Raw genomic sequence first — 19,806 nt, forward strand, 5'->3', positions numbered from 1 at the left:
GAGGGGCCAGGGTCACCACATGACCACTGCACACACATCCCGGACGGCCAGCGCCGACGACACCTCGACCCCGCTGCCGGCTCTCGCCGAGCGCACGGCAGGGGGCCTCCTGCATCAACGGATCCTGCTGCTGGACAAGGAGCTCGACCAGGACAACGGCGCCCGGCTGTGCGCCCAGCTCGTGCTGATGGCCGCGGAGGACCCCGGCCGCGACATCACCCTGCTCATCAACTCACCGGGCGGCCTCGTGCCCGCGATGCTCGCGATCGGAGACCTCATGGATCTCGTCCCGTGCGACGTGCGCACCGTCGCCCTCGGCATGGCGTACAGCGCCGGTCAGTTCCTGCTCACCCAGGGCACGCCCGGGAAGCGCTTCATCCTCCCGCACGGCCGGGTCCTCATGCACCAGGGGTCCGCCGGCTTCGGCGGCAGCGCCGCCGACATCGAGCTGCAGGCCGAGGACCTGCGACGTGGGCGCGACCTCTTGATCGACATCACCGCCGAGCGCACCGGCCGCTCCCGCGATCAGATCGCCCGCGACTCCGAGCGAGACCGCATCTGGGAGGCCCAGGACGCCGTGGTCTACGGCTTCTGCGACCACGTCCTCGACGACCTGTCGCAGGTCCTCCCGTTCCCGCCGGGGCAGGGTCGCCGGGGCACCGCGGGGATCGTCGCGGAAGGAGACGCCCGATGAGCAGCTACACGATCCCTTCCGTCACCGAGCGCACCTCCCAGGGCGCGGAGCGCAGCGCCGACGTGTTCTCCCGGCTGCTCAGCGACCGGATCGTCTATCTGGGGACGCCGGTCGACGACGGGGTCGCCAACACCGTCATCGCCCAGATCCTGCACCTGGAGAACGATGCGCCCGACCGGCCCATCCAGCTGTACCTCAACTCCGAGGGCGGCGACGCGCAGGCGGTGCTCGCGATCCACGACGCCCTGGACTACGTGCGCAGCGACGTCGCCGTCACCTGCATCGGCCAGGTGGTCGCCGCGCCCGTGGTGCTGCTGGCCGCCGGGACACCGGGGATGCGCGCCGTCCTCCCGCACGCCCGCGTGGTCCTGCATCCCCTCGAGGCGAGCGGTCGGGGCGCCGTGCCCGACCTGATCCTCGCCACCCAGGAGATCGAGAGAGTGCGCCGGGAGCTCGAAGCCGTGATCGCCGAGCACAGCGCGACGGACCTCGCGACCGTACGGGCCGATCTGGAGCGGGAGCGGGTGCTGGATGCGCAGGCGGCCGTCGACTACGGGCTGGCCGATCACGTGTTGCGACGCAGGTGAGCTCCCGGCACGTTCACCCTGGCGCTGGTCCTCCTCGGCACCCCGCGCGAGGTCGCGCTCCGTCGGCTCACGGCGAGGCGCGGGGAGCACCCGGACGACGTCGTGCTCGACCCGGAGACCGCGCTCCGCTATCACGCCGCATTCGAGGAGCCGGTCGGGTCCGAGGGATTCGACGCGGTCCACCGCGTGCGACCCGGGGACCCACCGGGATCGTTCGAGCTCAGGCGACTTTGAGGAGCGTGCCCCCGGGCATCGTGGAGGGCGAAGCAGTCAGCGGGATGCCGGCCGGGCCCGACCGCGACGTCCTCGAACCGGTCCGGCCCGTCAGGTCCAGGACGACGGCCGTGCGCGGTCCGACGACGGCGGAATCGGCCACACGTCGCCCCGCCTCGAAGACGCTGATCCCGAGCGCACCGGTGATCGCGGACAGCACCTCGCTCGAGGGGTCCTTCTGACCACGTTCGACATCGGAGAGGTGCTGCATGCTCACACCGCTCGCCTCGGCGAGCCGCGCGAGCGTCAGACCTTGGCGGCGGCGCTCGCGGCGCAGGGCCGCTCCGACCAGTTCGCGCAGCAGCGGTTCGGTGGCATCCATGAACGGAGGCTACTGCGGCGTGCACGCGAGCACAGTCCGCTCCGCTGTCAGCGGAGCGAACAGAACCGTCCGGAGCACTGCATGACGACGCGTCGCTGGGCCCCTCAGGCCCCCGGAATGGATCACGACGCCGTCTGCGTCCCCAGCACGGCGACGAGCTCGAGCTTCTGCGCGGCCCCCGTGCGCGGGGGCGCGGTGATCACGAGCAGCACCTGCGAGGCGTCCTCCGTGAACAGCGCCTGGCAGTCCACCTCGATCTCCCCGACCTCGGGATGCACGAGCACCTCGTGGTCCTCGAAGCGCTGTGCGACCACGTGCGCATCCCACAGCTCACGGAACTCCTCACTGATCCCCGCGAGCTCACGGGCGAGAGCGCCGGCGCGGGAGCGCGGGCCCATCGAGCCGTAGGCCGCTCTCAGGGTCGCGGCCAGAGCCCGGCTGCGCTGCGCATGGTGCTCCGGCGGGTAGATGCCCCGAGTGGTCTCCGGGCTCGCGAACCACCGGTAGATCCCGCTGCGCTCCCACCCCGTCAGCTGCGAGGCGTCGCCGAACAGCGCCCGCGCGGCGTCGTTCTGCACGAGCGGCTCGTCGAGAGCCGAGAGGATCATCGCCGGGGTGTCGGAGAGCCGGTCGAGCACCCGCAGCAGAGCCGGCGAGACGTGGTCGGCGACGGCGAGACGGTCGGGTGCGCTGTGACCTGCGACATGGAAGAGATAGTCGCGCTCGTCGGCGGTGAGGCGGAGAGCGCGGGCGAGCGCGACGAGCATCTCGGAGGAGGGCTGCGGTCCGCGGCGCTGCTCGAGCCGGCTGAGGTAGTCCACGGACATCGCCGCGAGCTGAGCCACCTCCTCGCGGCGCAGGCCCGGCGTGCGGCGACGGGCACCGAGGGGGAGGCCCACGTCGGCGGGGGAGATGCGGTGACGACGGCTGACGAGGAAGGCAGCCAGAGCTTCACGATCCATCCCGCGTCGTTCATCCATCCGGTCCACGTCCATGGCATGCAGTATCCCGGAGCGGGAACGTCGCAACCAGGGATCCGTGATCCCCCGATCGACCCTCTCTGGTGCGCTCCCGCAGCGGGTGCGAGGCTCCCGACATGGACATCACCGGACACACCATCTTCATCCCCGGCGCCACCAGCGGCCTCGGGCTCGCCCTCGCCCTGCGGCTCCAGGCTCGCGGCAACACCGTCATCATCGGTGGGCGCCGGACCGAACTGCTCGAGAGCCTGTCGCTCGAGCATCCTGGCCTCGACACCATCCGCCTGGACACCACCGATCCGGAGAGCATCCGGAGCGCGACAGCCGAGGTCCTCTCCCGTCACCCCGACCTGGACATGCTGATCGCCATGGCAGGGATCATGCAGGCGGAGGACTGGACCAGGTCCGAGGGGCTGCTGGAGACGGCCGAGGCGATCGTGACCACCAACGTGCTCGGCCCCATCCGCCTGATCGCGGGGCTGCTCGACCACTTCGTCGCGCGCGGCGACGCGACGATCATGACGGTCTCCTCCGGGCTCGCCTTCACGCCCCTGAGGATCACCCCCACGTACAACGCGTCCAAGGCGGCCATCCACATGCTCAGCGAGTCGATCCGCCTGCAGCTGGAGGGCACGGGGGTGCGCGTCCTCGAGCTCGAACCGCCGGCCGTGCAGACCGACCTGATGCCCGGGCAGGCCGAGAGCGAGCGCGCGATGGGGCTGGACGCCTTCGCGGACGAGGTCATGGACATCCTGGAGACGGACCCCGAGCCGCGGGAGATCCAGGTCGAGACCGTGAAGGTCCTGCGGTACGCCGAGATCCGGGGTGAGTACCCGCAGGTCATCGAGGCCCTCAACGCGAGTCACGAGGACTGACCGTGCTCACCTCCCGGTGATCCACACCGGTGCACGCCCCGCACTGAGTACGGTTGCCGCGTGAGCACCACCCTGGGCGACCTCGATTGGCCCTTCCGCACCGACCGTCTCGTGCTGCGTCGCGCGCGCAGCGAGGACGCCGACGCGATCTGGGACTGGTACCAGCGGCCCGATGTCCACGAATGGACCTCGGGCCGCCCCCACAGCCTCGAGTACCACCGGCAGCGGTGGGAGGAGGGGCTGCCCTGGCGGATCGTGGGGGAGCGGTCTCCGCACGGCGGAGCGGGCGCGGGGACGTGCGGCGAGATCGCGGCGACGGGGCTCATCACCACCCTGGACCCCTGGGGGCAGGAGGCCGTTCGCTCACGCACCCGGCACACCATGGCCGAGCTCGGCTGGGTCATGCATCCGGACCACTCCGGGCAGGGGCTGGGCACCGAGTTCGCCCGCGAGCTGCTATGCATCGCGATCGCCGAGATGGGCCTGCGCCGGGTCACCGCCCTCTGTTTCGCCGAGAACCGCGCCTCCTGGCGCATCATGGAGAAGATCGGCATGCGCTGCGAGGGCACCCACCGCGCGGACAGCCTGCACGTCACCCGCGGGTGGGTGGACTCGATGACCTGGGCCGTCCTCGCCGAGGAATGGCACGCCCAGCAGGCGGGCCCGGACACTCCCCGGCAGGACCCGACCCAGTAGGGTCTGAGGTCATGAGCACAATCGTCCTGCCGGGCTCCTTCGATCCCTTCACCCTCGGTCATCTGGATCTGGCGCGGCGCGCGGCCGGCCTGTGCAGCCGCTTGATCATCGCGATCTCGCACAACCCCAGCAAGAAGGGGCTGCTCTCGCTGGAGGCACGTCAGCAGGCGATCGACGAGACCGTGCGCGCCGAGGGGCTGGACCGGACGGTGACCTCGGAGGTCCTCCCGCAGGGCCTGCTCGTGGACTTCTGCCGCGAGCACGATGCGCAAGCCGTGGTGCGCGGCATCCGCGGACAGATGGACCTCGCCTACGAGGAGCCGATGGCCCGCATGAACCAGCATCTCGCGGACGTGGACACCGTCTTCCTGCTCACCGACTCCCGCTACGCCCACATCTCCTCGACCCTGGTGCGCGAGGTCTCCCACCTGGGCGGCAGCGTCGAGGACATGCTTCCGGAGGCCTCGCGCCGGGCGCTCGACTCCGCGCTGTCCTCCTCCTGACCGGCGCGCTGCCGGCTCCCGACCGCCGTGTCGCAGCCGGACAGGGCCGCGATGGACGTCGGACCGCTCACCCCGGTCCGCGCGCCCCGCGACCCGTGGTGCCTCCCGCTCGTATCCTTGGGGGCGTGAACATCTCCACCAGCATCCCTGCGCCCGATGACCTCGATCTGCGCTTCGAGGTCGTGGACCTGATCGGCAAGCCGGGTTCCCACCGCCACGTGGAGCGTGCCGTGACGATTGCCGACCAGACCGTCGGCAACCTCGCCCTCACCGTCCCCACCGGAGAGACCATCCAGGTCGGGGCGGAGCTCGAGTCCGTGGTCGAGGGGATCTACGTCGGCGGCACCGTGCAGGCCCGCGTGAGCGGCGAGTGCTCCCGCTGCCTCGACCCGCTCGAGCGCGAGGTCGATGCCCGCATCGACGAGCTCTTCAGCTACCCCGAGAAGGTCAAGGCGGACGAGGAGGAGGACGTCCCCACCCTCAGCGGCGACGAGGTCGACCTGGGGCCGCTCGTCCACGACGTGATCGCCCTCGAGTCCGATGACCGGCCGCTGTGCAAGCCCGAGTGCATGGGCCTGTGCGCCCAGTGCGGGGCGCGACTGGAGGACGACCCCGACCATCACCACGAGGACATCGACCCCCGCTGGGCAGCACTGAGCGGCCTGCTGCCGGACGAGGGCGACTCCCCGGCGGACGGGACCGACGCCGGCAGCTCGCCCGAGGACCGCGCCGACGGGCAGCGCTGATGGCGCGCGCCCGGAAGACGACCTCAGCGAAGGACCCGCAAGAGCTGCTGGCCACCCTGCCGCTGTTCCCCGATCAGGGCGCGCAGCTCACGCAGTCCGGTCTGCTGGACCTCGCCCTGACCCACCGCTCCTACTCCTACGAGCACGAGCAGATCCCGCACAACGAGCGTCTGGAGTTCCTCGGTGACGCCGTTCTGCAGCTCGCCGTCACCGAGGAGCTGTACACCGTGCACCCCGGCCTGCCGGAGGGCGACCTCGCGAAGCGCCGTTCGGCGACGGTCAACACGCGCGCTCTCGCCCTCATCGGCCGACGCATCCACCTGGGCTCCTACGTCAAGCTCGGCCGCGGCGAGGACCTCTCGGGAGGGCGCGACAAGGCGTCGATCCTCGCCGACACGATGGAGGCGCTGATCGGCGCCGTGCACCTCTCCTGCGGCCAGGACGTCTCCCGCCGCTACGTGCTGGACCTGCTGCGACCGCTGCTGGAGAGCGACGAGATCCTCGAGGCCGGGTACGACTTCAAGACCCGCCTGCAGGAGATCGCGGCGGAGACCGGCACGGTGCCGATCTACGAGATCACCGAGGCCGGTCCCGAGCACGCCAAGACCTACACCGCCGAGGCCACCATCACCGGCGTCGTCACCGCGAGCGGGCAGGGAGCCTCGAAGAAGGACGCCGAGCTCGCCGCCGCCCAGCATGCGGTGCGCAGCGTCCTGGACGCGCGCGGCGAGACCGTGCTGCCGCGGGGCTGAGGCCGTGCCCGAGCTGCCCGAGGTCGAGGTCGTCCGGGGTGGCCTCGCGCCACACGTCGACGGGCGCACGATCGAGCGCGTCGAGGTCCTCGAGCAGCGCTCCCTGCGCCGCCAGCAGGGTGGCCCCGAGGCCTTCGCGCGGACCGTCGAGGGGACCCGCGTGGCGCGCCTGGAGAGGCGCGGGAAGTTCCTGTGGTGGCGCCTGCAGGACGCTGCGGGTCAGGAGACCGGACAGGCGCTGATGACCCACCTGGGCATGAGCGGGCAGCTGCGCGTGCGGACCGGCGCGTCGGTGCCGTCGCCCGCACAGGCCTCCGCGACGGACGGCACGGGCGCCGTGCTCCTGCCGCCACCCGATCCCGCGGCGGGCGAGCCCCGCGGCGAGGGACCGGCGAGCGATCCGCACGTCCACCGGCGCGTGGTGCTGCACCTCGAGGGCAGCACCCTCGTGGACTTCGTTGATCAGCGGATCTTCGGTGGACTGTGGACGAGCCCCCTGGTCGCCACCGAGGACGGCCTGCCCGCGAGCGACGGCTCGCCGGACGACCTGCTGCCCGAGGACGTCGCCGGCATCGGCCGCGACCTCCTGGATCCCTCCCTGGACCGCGACGCCGCGATCGCGGTGCTGCGCACCCGCCGGGCACCGGTCAAGGCGCTGCTGCTCGATCAGTCCCTGATCAGCGGGATCGGCAACATCTACGCCGACGAAGGGCTCTGGAGCGCCCGCACCCGCTACGACACCCCCGGCAACGCCCTGACCAGGGGTCGCGCAGTGCGGGTCCTGGAGGGCACCGAGGCGGTGATGCGCCGCGCCCTGGACGTGGGCGGGACGAGCTTCGACTCCCTCTACGTCAACGTCGACGGACGCTCCGGCTACTTCGCCCGGTCGCTCGCGGCCTACGGACGCGAGGGCGAGCCCTGCCCGCGCTGCGGGGGAACGATCCGCCGTGCCGTGCTGCAGCAGCGCTCCTGCTTCTACTGCCCGGCGTGTCAGCGGCCGCTGCGGGTCTCGTCCCGGTAGCTCGTCGCCGGCCCCGGTGAGCACCTGCCTCACTGCAGGATCGTCCCGATCGAGGCGATCAACCCGCCGCCCAGGAAAGCGCTGATGCCGATTACCAGCGGGGCGTTGTGCATGGTGGCGCCCTCACCGAGCGCATGGTGGGTGACCGCGTGGCCCTTCCCCCGTCGCAGCAGGGCGCGGTTGACGGGCCATGCGGCGAAGAAGGCGATGGTCAGGGAGATCGGCATCGAGAGCCAGAACAGCGGATCGGGCAGCCCGGCGTCCATCGCCCCGGGGATCACCAGCATGACGAGGTTGTCCACGATCTCCATGGTCGCGATCGAGATCGTGTCGGCGGCGAGCACCAGGCCGAGCGCGGCAGCGACGCCGATGCCGCCGCGCACCAGGGGCAGGGCCGAGAGGGAGTAGCCGAACACGAACGCCAGGGCGATCGACAGCACCGTCGTCGGCAGATTGGCCCATCCGGCCGCGGCACCGACCATCAGCCCGACGATCTCCCCGATGGAGCAGCCGGTCAGGCAGTGCAGGGTCGCGCCGACCGCCATCTGCGACATGTCGTGGGACTGTGAGGAGCCCTGCTCCCCGCCGTCGTGGTGGACGCCGTCGTGGTGCGCGGCGCCCCCATGATCGCCCTCGTCGCGTCGCTCGTGAGCGGGTGTCCCGCTTGGGGTCGGATCCTCCACGGCAGCCTCCTCGTCGCGCTCGGTCTCTCGCCACCGGCCTGCGTCGATGGTAGGACCTGGGCACTCGAGAGCGTCCCAGTGGGCTGCGCTACCGTGATGATCGGACGACAGGTCGCACTGGCCGTCGGCGGCCCCACGCTCAGGACCTGGAGGTGACCCGGTGGTCGAGGCTCCGATCTCGGTGATGCTCGTGGACGACTACGAGGTGGTGCGCCGAGGGATCGCGACGGTCGTCGACGCGGATCCGCGACTGCGCATCGTGGGGGAGTCGGGAAGCGTCGCCGAGGCCGTGCGGCGTCTGCCGGCGATCCGCCCCGAGGTGCTGGTGGTGGACCTGCAGCTGCCCGACGGCACCGGGATCGACGTGATCCGGGAGGCGCGCGCCCTCGCCGAGGCGACCCGGATCCTCGTGCTCACGAGCTTCGACGACGAGCCGGCGGTCCTGGAGTCCCGTGCGGCCGGTGCCGAGGGCCTGATGCTGAAGTCCGCTCGCGCGGCGGACATCGTGGCGGGGATCCTGACCGTCCACGAGGGCGGCAGCATCTGGCCCGAGGATCGCCCCTCCGAAGGGCCGGAGCTGTCGGCCTCGGACCGCAGGATCGTCGAACTGATCGGTGACGGTCACTCCAACCGGGAGATCGCCGAGCAGCTCGGGATCGCCGAGAAGACCGTGAAGAACCGCGTGACCGTGATCCTTCAGGCCCTGGGCCTGCAACGCCGCACCCAGGTCACAGCGATGGTGGCCGCGAGACGGCGCGCCGGCTGGAAGCCCTGAGACACGCCGGGCTCACGCCGGTGGCAGCGTCACCCGCCAGTTGATCATCGTGCCCGGCTCCAGGGAGATCGCGTCGACCCAGCCCTGGTGCCTGCGCGCTCGGCTGGACATGTTCGCCAGGCCGCTGCGGCGGCTCACTCCCGGATCGATCCCGCGCCCGTTGTCGGAGACGGCGACCTGGACCACGCGGTCCACACCCTCGGAGAACAGCGTCACCGACACGGCGACGGCGCTCGCGTGGGCATGACGGGCCGCGTTCGCCAGGGCCTCACGGACCACGGCGACGACGTCCTCGGCGATCTCCTCGGGGACCTCGGCGTCCATCTCGGCGGGCACCCGCGGCAGGCGCAGCGCGGGGGCGAAGCCGAGGCCGGCGGTCGCCAGGCCCGCCTCGTGGCGCAGACGTTCGGTGAGCGTCGCCGCGCTGCGCTCGCGGCGCAGGGACTGCACGATCTGTCGGATCTGCGCGACGGCGGTCTCGATGCCGAGCAGGGACGTCTCCACGGTGCGGCGGATCGAGGCGTTGGAGACCGCGCCCGCGGCGCCGTCCAGGGCCGAGGTCAGCGCCTCGAGCTCCATGCCGACGGCGAAGAGCTCCTGGATCGCGAGGTCGTGGAGGTCGCGCGCGATGCGTCGGCGCTCGTCGTCCAGGTCCTGCTCCCCGGAGCCACGACGGTCATCCAGAGAGAGGGAGATCAACAGGGCGAGCGGTTCGAGAGCCGTGCGCGCGTGCTCCAGGGTCGCCGCACCGTCCGTGTCCAGGACGAGCAGCGCGCCCACGCCCTGCTCGCCGGCCTCGACGATCTCGGCGACGGCACTCCAGGCGGTGCCCTCCAGTTCTAGCTCGCGGACCGCGCCCACGCCGGTCGGATCCGTCCCGGCCAGGGCCGCGTGCAGCGCGCTGCCCGTCGGGACCGCTGCTCCCAGCAGGGAGGGCACGGACAGGCCGTGGGCGACCTCGAGGGCCCAGGCGCCCGGGCCCTGCGGCAGCACGAGGGCGGCGGTCGATGCGCCCGTCCGGTCCGCCGCCGCGCGGACCAGGAGGTCCAGGAGGTCCTCGACGTCGCCCCCGGCGGCGACGGCCGCCGCGAGGTCGTGGAGGCTGGCGTCGGCGGGAGAGGGCGGCATCGGTTCGCTCGCACTCACGGCATCCTCCTCAGCTCGCTGGTGCCGTCGGGCCGGATCCGCAGCACGGGCGTGCCGGCCGGGATGGCTTCCTGACGATGGGTGACCACGACGGTACTGGTCCCGACCGGGAGCAGCGAGCCGTCGGTGGGGTCGAGGAGACGGCGCAGCAGATCGTCCCCGCGGGCGAGATCGAGATGCTCGGTGGGCTCGTCGAGCAGCGTGATCGGGGCCGCGCGCACCACCGCGCGGGCCAGCAGCAGGCGGCGGCGCTCCCCTCCGGAGACGGTGGTGCCGTCCGCGCCGAGCATCGAGTCCAGGCCCCGGGGCAGCATGCCCAGCCAGTCCGCGAGCCCGACGGCGTGCAGCGCCTCGAGGCAGACGTCGTCGGTGACGCCGCTGCGCACCACCCGCAGGTTCTCGCGCAGCGTGGTCGCGAAGACGTGGGCGTCCTCCGGGTAGGCGATCATGCGCTCACGCACGGTCTCCTCCGGCAGGTGGGCGAGGCCGGAGCCGTCGAGCGAGACGCTGCCGGCGACCGGCTCGAGGAGCCCGGCCAGGGTCAGCAGGAGCGTCGTCTTGCCTGTCCCCGACGCGCCGACGACAGCCATGCGCTCCCCGGGCGCCAGGTGCAGATCCAGGGCGCGCACGCGGACGGCCTCCGGACCGTACCCCGCATGCAGTCCGCGGGCCTCGAGCACGGGGGCTCGAGCGGACCCGGGCGCGGTGCCGCGGCCCCGATCGGCTCCGGTCCACGCGTCCGGGGCCCTCGTGGCGCCCTCGGTCGGGGCCGCAGGATCGGTCTCGAGGGCGTCAGGGCCGACGGCCGCCGCGAGCCTGCCGGCCGCAGCGCGGGAGCGGGCGAGCTGCGAGGCGGCGGCGGGCAGCGTGGTGACGGCCTCGAAGCTGCTGAGCGGCAGCAGCAGGAGGACCCCGACGGCGCCGGCGCTCGCGCCGCCGCCCATCCAGGCGGCGCCCGCCGCGACCACCGAGCCGAGGAGGGCGAGGACCATCACCGCGGGGACTGTGGCGGAAGCCAGGGCCGAGGGCAGTGCCGCCCGGTCGATCGCCGCGTCGTGCGCCCGCTGCGCCCGCGCCAGGCCCTCGAGCCGCCCCTCCAGGCGGCCCTGGACCCGCAGCGCGCTCGCATCGTCCAGGACCTCGAGGGCGTCGGCCGTGAGGTCGGAGCGGGTGGTGACCACGGCCGTCTCGGTGAGGCGCGCGGCGCGATGGGCGGTGATCGGCGCCAGCACGCCCGCCATCAGCAGCGCGATCAGCATGCACAGCGCCGCCGGGATGCTGAGCGGGAGGATCGTGACCACCACGGCGCCGGCCATCACGAGGGCGACGAGCCCTGGGACGATCGCGCGGATCACGAGATCGCCGAGCTCCTGGGCGTCGTCCCCGAGCCGTGCCAGCAGGTCCCCGCGACGCATCCGGGCCAGGGAGTCGTCGCGCCGTCTCGCCAGCGCGATGTACAGGTTCGTGCGCAGCGAGACCACGCCGCGCAGGGCGACGTCGTGGGTGAGCATCCGCTCGGCCCAGCGGAACACCCCGCGGGAGACGCCGAGACCGCGCACCGCGACCACGGCGACCGTCAGGTCCAGCACGTTCGGCATCGTCCAGGCGGTCGTGATCAGCCAGGCCGAGACCGCCGCGAGGGCGAAGGCCGCACCGAGCGTCGCGGAGCCGGCCGCGACCGCTGCCGTCAGACGCGCGGGCGGGATCTCGAGCATGCCGAGCAGGCGGCGCAGCGGGGTCATCGGCTCTCACCCGCCTCGACCTCGGCCGACGTCCCGACCGAGGACCCGAGTGCCGCCGGCGCCGACTCCTCTTCTGTCGTGGGTGCGATCTCGCTGACGACGTCCGCCACCTCGAGCAGCGGGGAGCGGTGGGCGATCAGCACGACGGTACGGCCGGCGGAGTGCAGGGACCGCACCAGCTCGAGGACTCTCTCCTCGCTCGCCCCGTCGAGATGCGCGGTGGGCTCGTCCAGGATCACCACGGGTGCGGGGGAGAGCAGCGCCCGTGCCAGCGCGAGGCGCTGGCGCTCCCCGAGGGACAGGCCGTTGCCGCCGCGCCCGAGCGGTGCCTCCCAGCCGCGCGTCGCGACGACGTCGTCGAGGCCGGCTGCGCGCGCCGCCTCCTCGAGAGCCTCCTGGCCGGTCCCCTCGGGGGCGACCTCGGCGAGCACGGAGCGGATCGTGCCGAGCGGCAGCACCGGGCGCTGCGGCAGATGGACGAGCTGGGTGTAGAAGCTCTGCCGACGCACCGAGCGCACGTCGTGCACGGAGCCGTCGGTCGTGACCACCTCGGCCCGGCCGTCGTCGGGCTCGAGGAGTCCGAGCAGCACCTGCACCGCGGTGGTCTTGCCGCTGCCGCTGGGGCCGGCGATCGCGTGCACGGTGCCGGGCCGGATCTCGAGGGAGGCCCGGTGCGGGGCGAGGCCGTCCCGGGAGCGGACCGACACGTCCACCAGGCGCAGGGTCGAGGTGCGCAGGTCCGGGCAGTCGACGGTGCCGTCGGCCGGGACGGGCTCGGCGAGCACGTCGAGGGAGGCGGAGACGGCGGCGACGCCGTCCGTCGAGGCGTGGAACTGGGCACCGACCTGCCGCAGCGGGAGGTAGACCTCAGGGACGAGCACGAGCACGGCGATCGCCGGCGCCAGCTCCATCTGTCCGTAGACCAGGCGCATACCGATCTCGACGGCGACGAGGGCCACGCACAGCGTCGCCAGCAGCTCGAGGACCATGGAGGAGAGGAAGGCGAAGCGCAGCGTTCCCATCGTGGAGCTGCGATGGCGCTCCCCGAGGTCACGCACCATCGTCTCGGGACCCTTCTGCCGGCCCAGCGCTCGCAGGGTGGGCAAGCCCTCGACGAGATCCAGCATCTGCGCCCACAGGCTGCGGGTGTCGGCGAGGAGGCGTTCGGAGCGGCCGACGGTGAGCTTCCCGATCAGGATCATGAACAGGGGGACCAGCGGCAGGGTGACCGCCGCGACCAGGGCGCTGAGCGGGTCCTGCCACAGGATCGTCACGAGGACGAGGGGCGTGACCGTGGCCGAGAGCAGGAGCTGGGGCACGTAGCCGACCAGATAGGGACGGAGGTTCTCGACGCCGGTGGTGGCGAGGGTGGTGAGGTCGGCGCCGCGTCCGGCTGCGGCGCGCGGTCCCAGACGCGCCCCATGCTCGACGAGTCGTCCGCGCAGGTCGGCGATCGCGTCGGTCGCGGCCCGGTGGGCGGATCGCTGCTCGGCGAGGACGGCGAGAGCGCGGACCATGAGTGCGAGGACGAGGCCGACGAGGAGACCAGGGGCATCTGTCGGGGAGCGGTGATGGACGAGGAGGTCGGAGCCCAGGTGGGCGAGGATCAGAGCGGTGGCGATCACGGCCGCCGCCTGCACGAGGCCGAGGGCGGTCGTGCGCAGCACGTGGACACGGGCGGCGCGGACCTCGCGCAGCAGGCGCGGGTCGAGCGGGGCGCGGCTGATGCTCACTCCTGCTCGAAGGCCGCGCGGTACCCGCGGCGCGCCCTCTCGAACAGCCCGTCCTGGTCCGAGTCCGTGCCCTCGACCCGATGGCGGAACACCCAGTAGGCCCAGATCTGGTACGCGATGACGAGGGGCAGGAAGATCGCCGCGGAGATCGCCATCACCCCCAGGGTGTGGCCGCTCGAGGACGCGTTCGCGACGGTGAGCGAGTTCGCCGCCCGGTTCGCCGCGGGCATGACGTAGGGGAACAGGCCGCCGAACAGCTGCACACCCGCGGCGGCGATCGCGATCGCGCTCGCGGTGAAGGCGAGTCCGGTGCGGCGGGCCAGGTTCGCCGGGATCACGGCGAGCAGGCCGAGCGCTGCGATCACCAGCGGGATCCAGGTGAGCGCGGTGTGGGAGGCGGTGAGCTGCTCCCACACCAGGAACACCCCTGCAGCGATCAACGTCGGCACGACGAGGATCGAGGCGAGCCGTCGGGCGTCGGAGCGCAGCGGGTCACGGGTGCGCAGGGCGAGGTAGAGGGTGCCGTGCAACCAGAACAGCAGCACGAACACGATCCCGCCCAGCAGGCCGAAGGGGGAGAGCAGGCCGAGCATCGAGGTGGTCACCCAGCTGCGCTCGTCGATCGAGACGCCGGCGACGATGTTGGCGAAGGCCACGCCCCACAGCAGCGCCGGAAGCAGCGCGGTGATCACATGGACGACGTCCCAGGCGGTGCGCCAGCGGTGGCCCTGCTCCTTCTCCCGCCACTTGAAGGCGCACACGCGCAGGATCAGCGAGAGCAGGATCAGCAGCAGCGGCAGGTAGAAGCCCGAGAACAGCGTCGCGTACCACTCGGGGAAGGCCGCGAACAGGCAGGCGCCGCCCGCGATCAGCCACACCTCGTTGCCGTCCCACACAGGGCCGACTGTCTTCAGGATGGTGCCGCGACGCTCGCTCGCCGCGGCGCCGCGACCGCGCCCCAGGGCGGCCACGTTCATGCCGACGCCGAAGTCGAAGCCCTCGAGGACGAAGTAGGCGGTGAACATCAGGGCGATCAGGCAGAACCAGAGCGTCTGCAGGGCAGTGGGCTGGAGCAGGAGATCCATGACGTCGCCGCCTCAGTAGTCGAAGGACAGGGTCGGGGTGTCGAGCTCCTGGGTCTTCCGGTCCCGCCGGGGGATCGGTATGCCCTTCAGAGCCGCACGGCGCATCAGCCCGAACCAGAGCACGGCGAGCACCCCGTAGACCACCGTGAAGCACACGAGCGAGGCGATCACCGTCGCCGAGCCGTGGGGCGAGACGCCCTGCTGGGTCATCAGGTGCACGGTGGGGTCCTCGGGATTCGGGACCACCACCCAGGGCTGGCGGCCGATCTCGGTGAACACCCAGCCGGCGGAGTTCGCCAGGAACGGCATGGGGATCGCGAGCACCGCGAACCACCGGAAGAGGTTCGAGCCGCTGGTGCGGGCGTTCTCACCGCGCCCGCGGGTGATCCACAGGGCCCAGAAGGCGAGGATCGCGCTGAAGCCGGCGAGCCCGATCATGAGGCGGAACGACCAGTAGGTGACGAACAGGTTCGGACGGTAATCGGCCTGATGGGTGTCCCCGTGGACGTCGGTGACGGTCTCCCCGAACTGCTGCTGGTACTGCGGCTGCAGCTGGTCGACGCCCTGCAACGTGGAGTCGAAGGTGTGGGTGGCCAGGAAGGAGGTGACGTTCGGGATCTCGATCAGGTGGGTGACGCTCGAGCAGTCCTGGGCGAAGGCGTCGGGGCCGCCCACCGTGAGGATCGAGAAGTCCGCCCCGGTCTGGGTCTCGCACAGCGCCTCGGCGGAGGCCATCTTCATCGGCTGCTGCTTGAACATGATCTGGCCCTGGAGGTCCCCGGAGATCACGAGGGCGAGGCCGGCGATGAACATCGCGATGACGCCGAAGCGCAGGGCCGGGCGGAAGACGGTGCGCGCCTGGGTGTCGTGCGCGGCGCCCTCCTCGGTGGTCAGTCCGATCTCGCGGGCCTTGTTGTGGTGGATCACCATGTGCCAGGCGGCGACACCGGTCACGAACGCCGCCGCCACCAGCCAGGCCCCCGCGACCACGTGGGGGAACGCGGCGAGGGTGGTGATGTTCGTGAGCACCGCGAACAGACCGCCCTTGTCGGGGTCGAGCTCGGCGCGTCCGGTCTGCGGGTTCAGCGACGCCCCCACCGGGTGCTGCATGAACGAGTTAGCGGCGACGATGAAGTACGCCGAGGCGGTGGTGCCCAGGGCGACGCACCAGATGGTCAGCAGGTGGATCTTCTCCGGGAGCTTCCCCCAGCCGAAGATCCACAGACCCAGGAACACCGACTCCAGGAAGAACGCCGCCAGCCCCTCGAGGGCGAGGGGCGCACCGAACACGTCACCCACGAACCGTGCGTATTCCGACCAGTTCATGCCGAACTGGAACTCCTGCACCAGCCCGGTGGCGATGCCGATCCCGAAGTTGACGATCAGCATCGAGCCGAAGAACTTCGTCAGCCGCGTCCAGGCGTCCTTGCGCACCGCGTCGCGCGAGCGCATCGCCACGGTCTGCATGATCGCCACGAGCAGCGACAACCCGATCGTGAGCGGGACGAACAGGAAGTGGTAGACGGTCGTGATCCCGAACTGCCACCGAGCGAGGTCGAGGGCTTCCATGGTGCTCCCTGGGGCGAGGGTGCGACGTGCGAGTGCGCCGCTTGTGGAACCACAGTAGGACCGCCCGTGAGCGGTCCACAGGGACGATGGTCCTCTCCCGGAGCCGGGGATCTGCCGGATGGGTCACGCTCCGGGGATCGGCTCGTGATGCGGACGGGGTCCGCGCCTGGGCACCGACGCTGTGCCATACTGCCGGGAGCGCTCTTCCTCCGCGCACCCGGGGGAAGAACCTCTTCGGAGTCGGACCTGCCGCGCACCGATACCGCGCTTCGCGCGATCGTGATGCGTCGAGCTGCCGACATCGCCGCGCTCCCCGACGGGAGCTGCGCGCCGAGGAGGGCGAACGACTTCCGTCCATCAGGACGATGACCGCAGGGCCCGGGGTGCGACGGACCCTCTATGAGGAGCAGCCCCATGGCTGAGGACATCAGCACCCCCGGATCGTCGACGTCGTCGGAGAGCACCAGCAGCGGGAGGGCGAAGCGTCCGCGTCGGCGCGCCGGCTCCCCGGCGGGCGCCCCCCAGCACACCGACACCCCGAACGCCACCGCTGCGGCACAGGCGCACACCACGGTCGCCGGGCAGCAGACCACCACGGACGCGCCCGTCGAGACTCCCGCGCCGGCCGCGGCGCCCACGCGCCGTCGTCGCCGCGCCGCCGGGGCCCCGGCAGGCCCTCCGAGCGCACCGGTCGAGCCCGCCGCGGAGCAGAGCGCTCCCGCGGATCAGGCTCCCGAGTCCGTCCCCGAGTCCGAGCCCGTCGCTCCCGAGGCCGCACCGGCTGCAGCCGCTCAGGAGGAGCAGACCGAGGACGCCGCCGGCACCGCCGTCGAGCCGTCCACCGGCGCATCCGAGGACGAGGGCGAGGAGCAGGAGAGCTCGGAGACGGAGGAGCCCGAGGAAGCAGGCATCGCCGCGGACCTCCAGGCCCTCGCGGACCGTCGGGCCGACGCTCCCGTGCAGGCTCCCGAGCGCACCGGCCGCGAGCAGTCGCAGATCGACTTCGCCTCTCTGATCTTCCAGGCCCCCACCTCGGAGTCCCGCACGTCGGTCCCCGAGCAGAAGGGCTCCGAGGAGGAGCACGAGGGAGGCAGCTCCGAGCTGTCCTTCGGCACCGCAGCCAAGGGCACCCGCCGGCGTCGGGCGACCCGCCCGCAGGCCGAGGCGAACGCCCCCGAGGAGTCGGCCAGCAGGGCGACCACCGCGCCCGAGGGCACCGACGACGGTTCCGAGGAGGACACCTCCGCGGAGGACCAGCAGCAGGACACCCAGGACCGCGATGAGGACGGCAAGTCCTCCTCCTCGCGCCGTCGCCGTCGCCGCGGAGGCCGTGGACGCCGTGGTCGTGGCCGCGGCGAGGATTCCCAGGACGCCACCGAGGACTCCCAGGACGGCACCGAGGACGAGGACTCGGAGTCGTCGGGCGAGAAGCGCCGGTCCCGCAAGGACTCCGAGGAGAAGGCCGAGAAGCAGGACGACGCGGCGGACAAGAACGAGCAGGACAAGGACGAGCAGGGCTCCGAGGAGTCCGGCGCGGGCAGTTCGAGCTCGCGTCGCCGTCGCCGTCGCCGCCGCTCCTCCTCGTCGTCGTCGTCCTCGGACAACGGTCCTTCGCCCGATGATCCGCCCAACACGGTGGTCAAGGTGCGCGAGGCCCGCGACGAGGTGAAGGCCGTCAAGGGCTCCACCCGTCTGGAGGCCAAGAAGCAGCGGCGCCGGGAGGGCCGCGATGCCGGACGCCGCCGCAGCGTGATCACCGAGGCCGAGTTCCTCGCCCGCCGCGAGTCGGTCAAGCGCTCCATGGTGGTGCGCGAGCGCAAGGGCAGCATCCAGATCGCCGTCCTCGAGGACGACGTCCTGGTCGAGCACTACGTCGCCCAGAAGTCGCACACCTCGATGGTCGGCAACGTCTACCTCGGCAAGGTCCAGAACGTGCTGCCCTCGATGGAGGCCGCGTTCGTCGACATCGGCAAGGGCCGCAATGCCGTGCTGTACGCCGGCGAGGTCAACTGGGACGCGGTCGGGCTCGAGGGCCAGCCGCGCCGCATCGAGCTCGCGCTCTCGAGCGGGGACCCGGTGCTCGTGCAGGTCACGAAGGATCCCATCGGCCACAAGGGTGCGCGTCTGACCAGCCAGATCTCCCTTCCCGGTCGCTACGTCGTGTTCGTGCCGGGTGGTTCGATGACGGGCATCTCGCGCAAGCTGCCCGACGCCGAGCGCTCACGGCTGAAGAAGATCATGAAGCAGGTGATCCCCGAGGACGCCGGCGTGATCGTGCGGACGGCCGCCGAGGGTGCGAGCGAGGAGGAGCTCACCCGCGACGTCGAGCGCCTGCGCAAGCAGTGGGACAAGATCCGGAAGGCGCAGAAGTCGAAGTCGGCGCCCGCCTCGCTCTCCGTCGAGCCCGACCTCGCCATCAAGGTGGTCCGCGACGTCTTCAACGAGGACTTCACCTCGCTGGTCGTCGAGGGCGACCATGCGCACAAGGAGATCCACGAGTACGTCTCCGACGTGGCCCCGGACCTGCTCGAGCGACTCACCCAGCACGTGGGCGAGAAGGACGTCTTCGCCAAGCACCGCGTCGACGAGCAGCTGCTGAAGGCGATGGACCGCAAGGTCTTCCTGCCCTCCGGCGGATCGCTCGTGATCGACCGGACCGAGGCCATGACCGTGGTCGACGTCAACACCGGCAAGTTCACCGGCGCCGGTGGCAGCCTCGAGGAGACGGTCACCAAGAACAACCTCGAGGCGGCCGAGGAGATCGTCCGCCAGCTGCGTCTGCGGGACATCGGCGGGATCATCGTCGTTGACTTCATCGACATGGTGCTCGAGTCCAACCGCGACCTGGTGCTGCGTCGTCTCGTGGAGTGCCTGGGCCGCGATCGCACCAAGCACCAGGTCGCCGAGGTCACCTCGCTCGGCCTCGTGCAGATGACCCGCAAGCGGGTGGGAGCGGGCCTGGTCGAGACCTTCTCGACCACCTGCGAGCACTGCGCGGGCCGCGGCATGATCGTCGACCTCGACGGGGTGAGCCATCAGCACCAGGCCCCCAAGGAGGACGAGGGCGGAGGCAAGGGCTCGCGTCGCCGCAAGGGCAAGTCCAAGGGCGGCAACGGCGGCGGGTCCTCGAACGCGCAGAGCTCCGCGGACGAGTCGGAGGAGGCCGCGGGCGAGCGCTCGGGCGACGTCCACCGTCTGGAGTCCGACAGCGAATCACGGGCCCTCGCCCGCGCCACGATCGCCTCGATCGCCGCGGCCACCGGCTCCAAGGAGCACCCGGAGGTCGTCGTCGACGGGGAGGTCGTCTCCGTCCAGGGCGAGACGTCCGAGGAGCAGTCGGGCGCGACGGCGTTTGAGGAGCCCGGCGCCACCGCGTCCGAGGCGCCCACCGCGGAGGACCAGGCGGACACGCCGGAGCGGGCGACCGAGGTCACTCCCGCGGACCAGGGCGCGGAGCGCTCCGGCGACGCGTGATGCGTTCCACAGCTGTACAGCAGTGAAAACGCAGGTCGGACCGGTCATGTGCCTTGACCGGTCCGACCGCGCCTCGTAGGCTGTCCCTCGGCGCAGAACGCGTCGATCGTCGTTCCCGGCCGCAGGGTCGGCGGAGCTGCGACCTTCCCG

General features: G+C 71.8%; 18 protein-coding genes. 10 read left to right on the plus strand and 8 right to left on the minus strand.

The annotated features are described in order from the left end of the window. Positions 1 to 19: 19 nt before the first annotated feature. Both DEO23_RS13045 and DEO23_RS13050 read left to right on the plus strand, forming a co-directional pair. The gene (locus DEO23_RS13045) at positions 20 to 694 is read left to right on the plus strand and encodes a ClpP family protease (protein ID WP_109276456.1); all 675 of its coding nucleotides are present in this window, start codon (positions 20 to 22) and stop codon (positions 692 to 694) included. Further along, positions 691 to 1,281: a ClpP family protease gene (locus DEO23_RS13050; RefSeq protein WP_109276457.1), complete on the plus strand. Its 591-nt coding sequence runs from the start codon at positions 691 to 693 to the stop codon at positions 1,279 to 1,281. Before DEO23_RS13045 ends, DEO23_RS13050 begins: the two co-directional genes overlap by 4 nt. A gap of 220 nt (positions 1,282 to 1,501) precedes the next feature. Here the strand turns inward: DEO23_RS13050 and DEO23_RS13055 are convergent, their stop codons facing one another. Then, on the minus strand, positions 1,502 to 1,876 hold the full coding sequence (locus DEO23_RS13055) for a helix-turn-helix domain-containing protein (RefSeq protein ID WP_109276458.1): 375 nt from the start codon (positions 1,874 to 1,876) through the stop codon (positions 1,502 to 1,504). Positions 1,877 to 1,998: 122 nt separating this feature from the next. Beyond that, on the minus strand, positions 1,999 to 2,838 hold the full coding sequence (locus DEO23_RS13060) for a helix-turn-helix transcriptional regulator (protein ID WP_109276459.1): 840 nt from the start codon (positions 2,836 to 2,838) through the stop codon (positions 1,999 to 2,001). A gap of 134 nt (positions 2,839 to 2,972) precedes the next feature. On the opposite strand from DEO23_RS13060, the gene DEO23_RS13065 reads away from it, so the two are divergent. The 6 genes from DEO23_RS13065 to mutM all read left to right on the plus strand — a co-directional run bounded on the left by DEO23_RS13065 (position 2,973) and on the right by mutM (position 7,449). Continuing rightward, entirely contained in the window at positions 2,973 to 3,731 is a 759-nt protein-coding gene (locus tag DEO23_RS13065) for an SDR family oxidoreductase (RefSeq protein WP_109276580.1), read from the plus strand. A gap of 60 nt (positions 3,732 to 3,791) precedes the next feature. Continuing rightward, entirely contained in the window at positions 3,792 to 4,427 is a 636-nt protein-coding gene (locus DEO23_RS13070) for a GNAT family N-acetyltransferase (protein WP_109276460.1), read from the plus strand. An 11-nt stretch (positions 4,428 to 4,438) separates the two neighbouring features. Then, positions 4,439 to 4,930 (plus strand): pantetheine-phosphate adenylyltransferase, encoded by a 492-nt coding sequence (gene coaD, locus DEO23_RS13075; RefSeq protein WP_109276461.1) that lies wholly within the window; start codon positions 4,439 to 4,441, stop codon positions 4,928 to 4,930. Between the two features lie 125 nt (positions 4,931 to 5,055). Beyond that, positions 5,056 to 5,676, plus strand: coding sequence for a YceD family protein (locus tag DEO23_RS13080; protein WP_240613399.1), 621 nt, complete (start codon positions 5,056 to 5,058; stop codon positions 5,674 to 5,676). Beyond that, a complete protein-coding gene (gene rnc / locus DEO23_RS13085) occupies positions 5,676 to 6,428 on the plus strand; it encodes a ribonuclease III (protein ID WP_109276462.1) in 753 nt (250 codons plus the stop codon). Before DEO23_RS13080 ends, rnc begins: the two co-directional genes overlap by 1 nt. 4 nt (positions 6,429 to 6,432) lie before the next feature. Continuing rightward, entirely contained in the window at positions 6,433 to 7,449 is a 1,017-nt protein-coding gene (gene mutM / locus DEO23_RS13090; RefSeq protein ID WP_109276463.1) for a bifunctional DNA-formamidopyrimidine glycosylase/DNA-(apurinic or apyrimidinic site) lyase, read from the plus strand. 29 nt (positions 7,450 to 7,478) lie between these two features. Here mutM and DEO23_RS13095 read toward each other — a convergent pair whose 3' ends face one another. Further along, complete coding sequence (locus tag DEO23_RS13095) at positions 7,479 to 8,132, minus strand: DUF4396 domain-containing protein (protein ID WP_240613400.1); 654 nt, start codon at positions 8,130 to 8,132, stop codon at positions 7,479 to 7,481. A gap of 184 nt (positions 8,133 to 8,316) precedes the next feature. On the opposite strand from DEO23_RS13095, the gene DEO23_RS13100 reads away from it, so the two are divergent. Continuing rightward, positions 8,317 to 8,907, plus strand: coding sequence for a response regulator transcription factor (locus tag DEO23_RS13100; protein WP_109276583.1), 591 nt, complete (start codon positions 8,317 to 8,319; stop codon positions 8,905 to 8,907). Positions 8,908 to 8,919: 12 nt separating this feature from the next. On the opposite strand, the gene DEO23_RS13105 is transcribed toward DEO23_RS13100, so the two are convergent. From DEO23_RS13105 to DEO23_RS13125, 5 genes are read right to left on the minus strand one after another with little or no spacing between them, the layout of a single operon-like run. Continuing rightward, positions 8,920 to 10,053 (minus strand): sensor histidine kinase, encoded by a 1,134-nt coding sequence (locus DEO23_RS13105; protein ID WP_240613401.1) that lies wholly within the window; start codon positions 10,051 to 10,053, stop codon positions 8,920 to 8,922. Then, positions 10,050 to 11,795, minus strand: a complete 1,746-nt coding sequence (cydC, locus tag DEO23_RS13110; RefSeq protein WP_109276464.1) for a thiol reductant ABC exporter subunit CydC — start codon at positions 11,793 to 11,795, stop codon at positions 10,050 to 10,052. Before cydC ends, DEO23_RS13105 begins: the two co-directional genes overlap by 4 nt. Beyond that, positions 11,792 to 13,528: a thiol reductant ABC exporter subunit CydD gene (gene cydD / locus DEO23_RS13115; RefSeq protein WP_205678967.1), complete on the minus strand. Its 1,737-nt coding sequence runs from the start codon at positions 13,526 to 13,528 to the stop codon at positions 11,792 to 11,794. The genes cydC and cydD overlap by 4 nt, the downstream gene beginning before the upstream one ends. Further along, complete coding sequence (gene cydB, locus DEO23_RS13120; RefSeq protein WP_109276465.1) at positions 13,525 to 14,613, minus strand: cytochrome d ubiquinol oxidase subunit II; 1,089 nt, start codon at positions 14,611 to 14,613, stop codon at positions 13,525 to 13,527. The genes cydD and cydB overlap by 4 nt, the downstream gene beginning before the upstream one ends. A 12-nt stretch (positions 14,614 to 14,625) precedes the next feature. Continuing rightward, positions 14,626 to 16,182 (minus strand): cytochrome ubiquinol oxidase subunit I, encoded by a 1,557-nt coding sequence (locus DEO23_RS13125; protein ID WP_109276466.1) that lies wholly within the window; start codon positions 16,180 to 16,182, stop codon positions 14,626 to 14,628. 414 nt (positions 16,183 to 16,596) lie between these two features. On the opposite strand from DEO23_RS13125, the gene DEO23_RS13130 reads away from it, so the two are divergent. Continuing rightward, positions 16,597 to 19,656, plus strand: coding sequence for an Rne/Rng family ribonuclease (locus tag DEO23_RS13130; protein WP_109276467.1), 3,060 nt, complete (start codon positions 16,597 to 16,599; stop codon positions 19,654 to 19,656). Positions 19,657 to 19,806: the final 150 nt, after the last annotated feature.

It is taken from the genome of Brachybacterium endophyticum, from assembly GCF_003130585.1.
In the GTDB taxonomy this organism is placed as follows: Bacteria; Actinomycetota; Actinomycetes; order Actinomycetales; family Dermabacteraceae; genus Brachybacterium; species Brachybacterium endophyticum.

What these genes read in the sequence shown, in the direction of transcription:
- rnc (WP_109276462.1), top strand. Translation starts at nt 5,676, where the DNA reads ATGGCGCGCGCCCGGAAGACGACCTCAGCGAAGGACCCGCAAGAGCTG.
- DEO23_RS13100 (WP_109276583.1), top strand. Translation starts at nt 8,317, where the DNA reads ATGCTCGTGGACGACTACGAGGTGGTGCGCCGAGGGATCGCGACGGTC.
- DEO23_RS13045 (WP_109276456.1), top strand. Translation starts at nt 20, where the DNA reads ATGACCACTGCACACACATCCCGGACGGCCAGCGCCGACGACACCTCG.
- DEO23_RS13055 (WP_109276458.1), bottom strand. Translation starts at nt 1,876, where the DNA reads ATGGATGCCACCGAACCGCTGCTGCGCGAACTGGTCGGAGCGGCCCTG.
- DEO23_RS13130 (WP_109276467.1), top strand. Translation starts at nt 16,597, where the DNA reads ATGGCTGAGGACATCAGCACCCCCGGATCGTCGACGTCGTCGGAGAGC.
- DEO23_RS13050 (WP_109276457.1), top strand. Translation starts at nt 691, where the DNA reads ATGAGCAGCTACACGATCCCTTCCGTCACCGAGCGCACCTCCCAGGGC.
- DEO23_RS13065 (WP_109276580.1), top strand. Translation starts at nt 2,973, where the DNA reads ATGGACATCACCGGACACACCATCTTCATCCCCGGCGCCACCAGCGGC.
- coaD (WP_109276461.1), top strand. Translation starts at nt 4,439, where the DNA reads ATGAGCACAATCGTCCTGCCGGGCTCCTTCGATCCCTTCACCCTCGGT.
- DEO23_RS13125 (WP_109276466.1), bottom strand. Translation starts at nt 16,182, where the DNA reads ATGGAAGCCCTCGACCTCGCTCGGTGGCAGTTCGGGATCACGACCGTC.
- cydC (WP_109276464.1), bottom strand. Translation starts at nt 11,795, where the DNA reads ATGACCCCGCTGCGCCGCCTGCTCGGCATGCTCGAGATCCCGCCCGCG.
- DEO23_RS13060 (WP_109276459.1), bottom strand. Translation starts at nt 2,838, where the DNA reads ATGGATCGTGAAGCTCTGGCTGCCTTCCTCGTCAGCCGTCGTCACCGC.
- cydB (WP_109276465.1), bottom strand. Translation starts at nt 14,613, where the DNA reads ATGGATCTCCTGCTCCAGCCCACTGCCCTGCAGACGCTCTGGTTCTGC.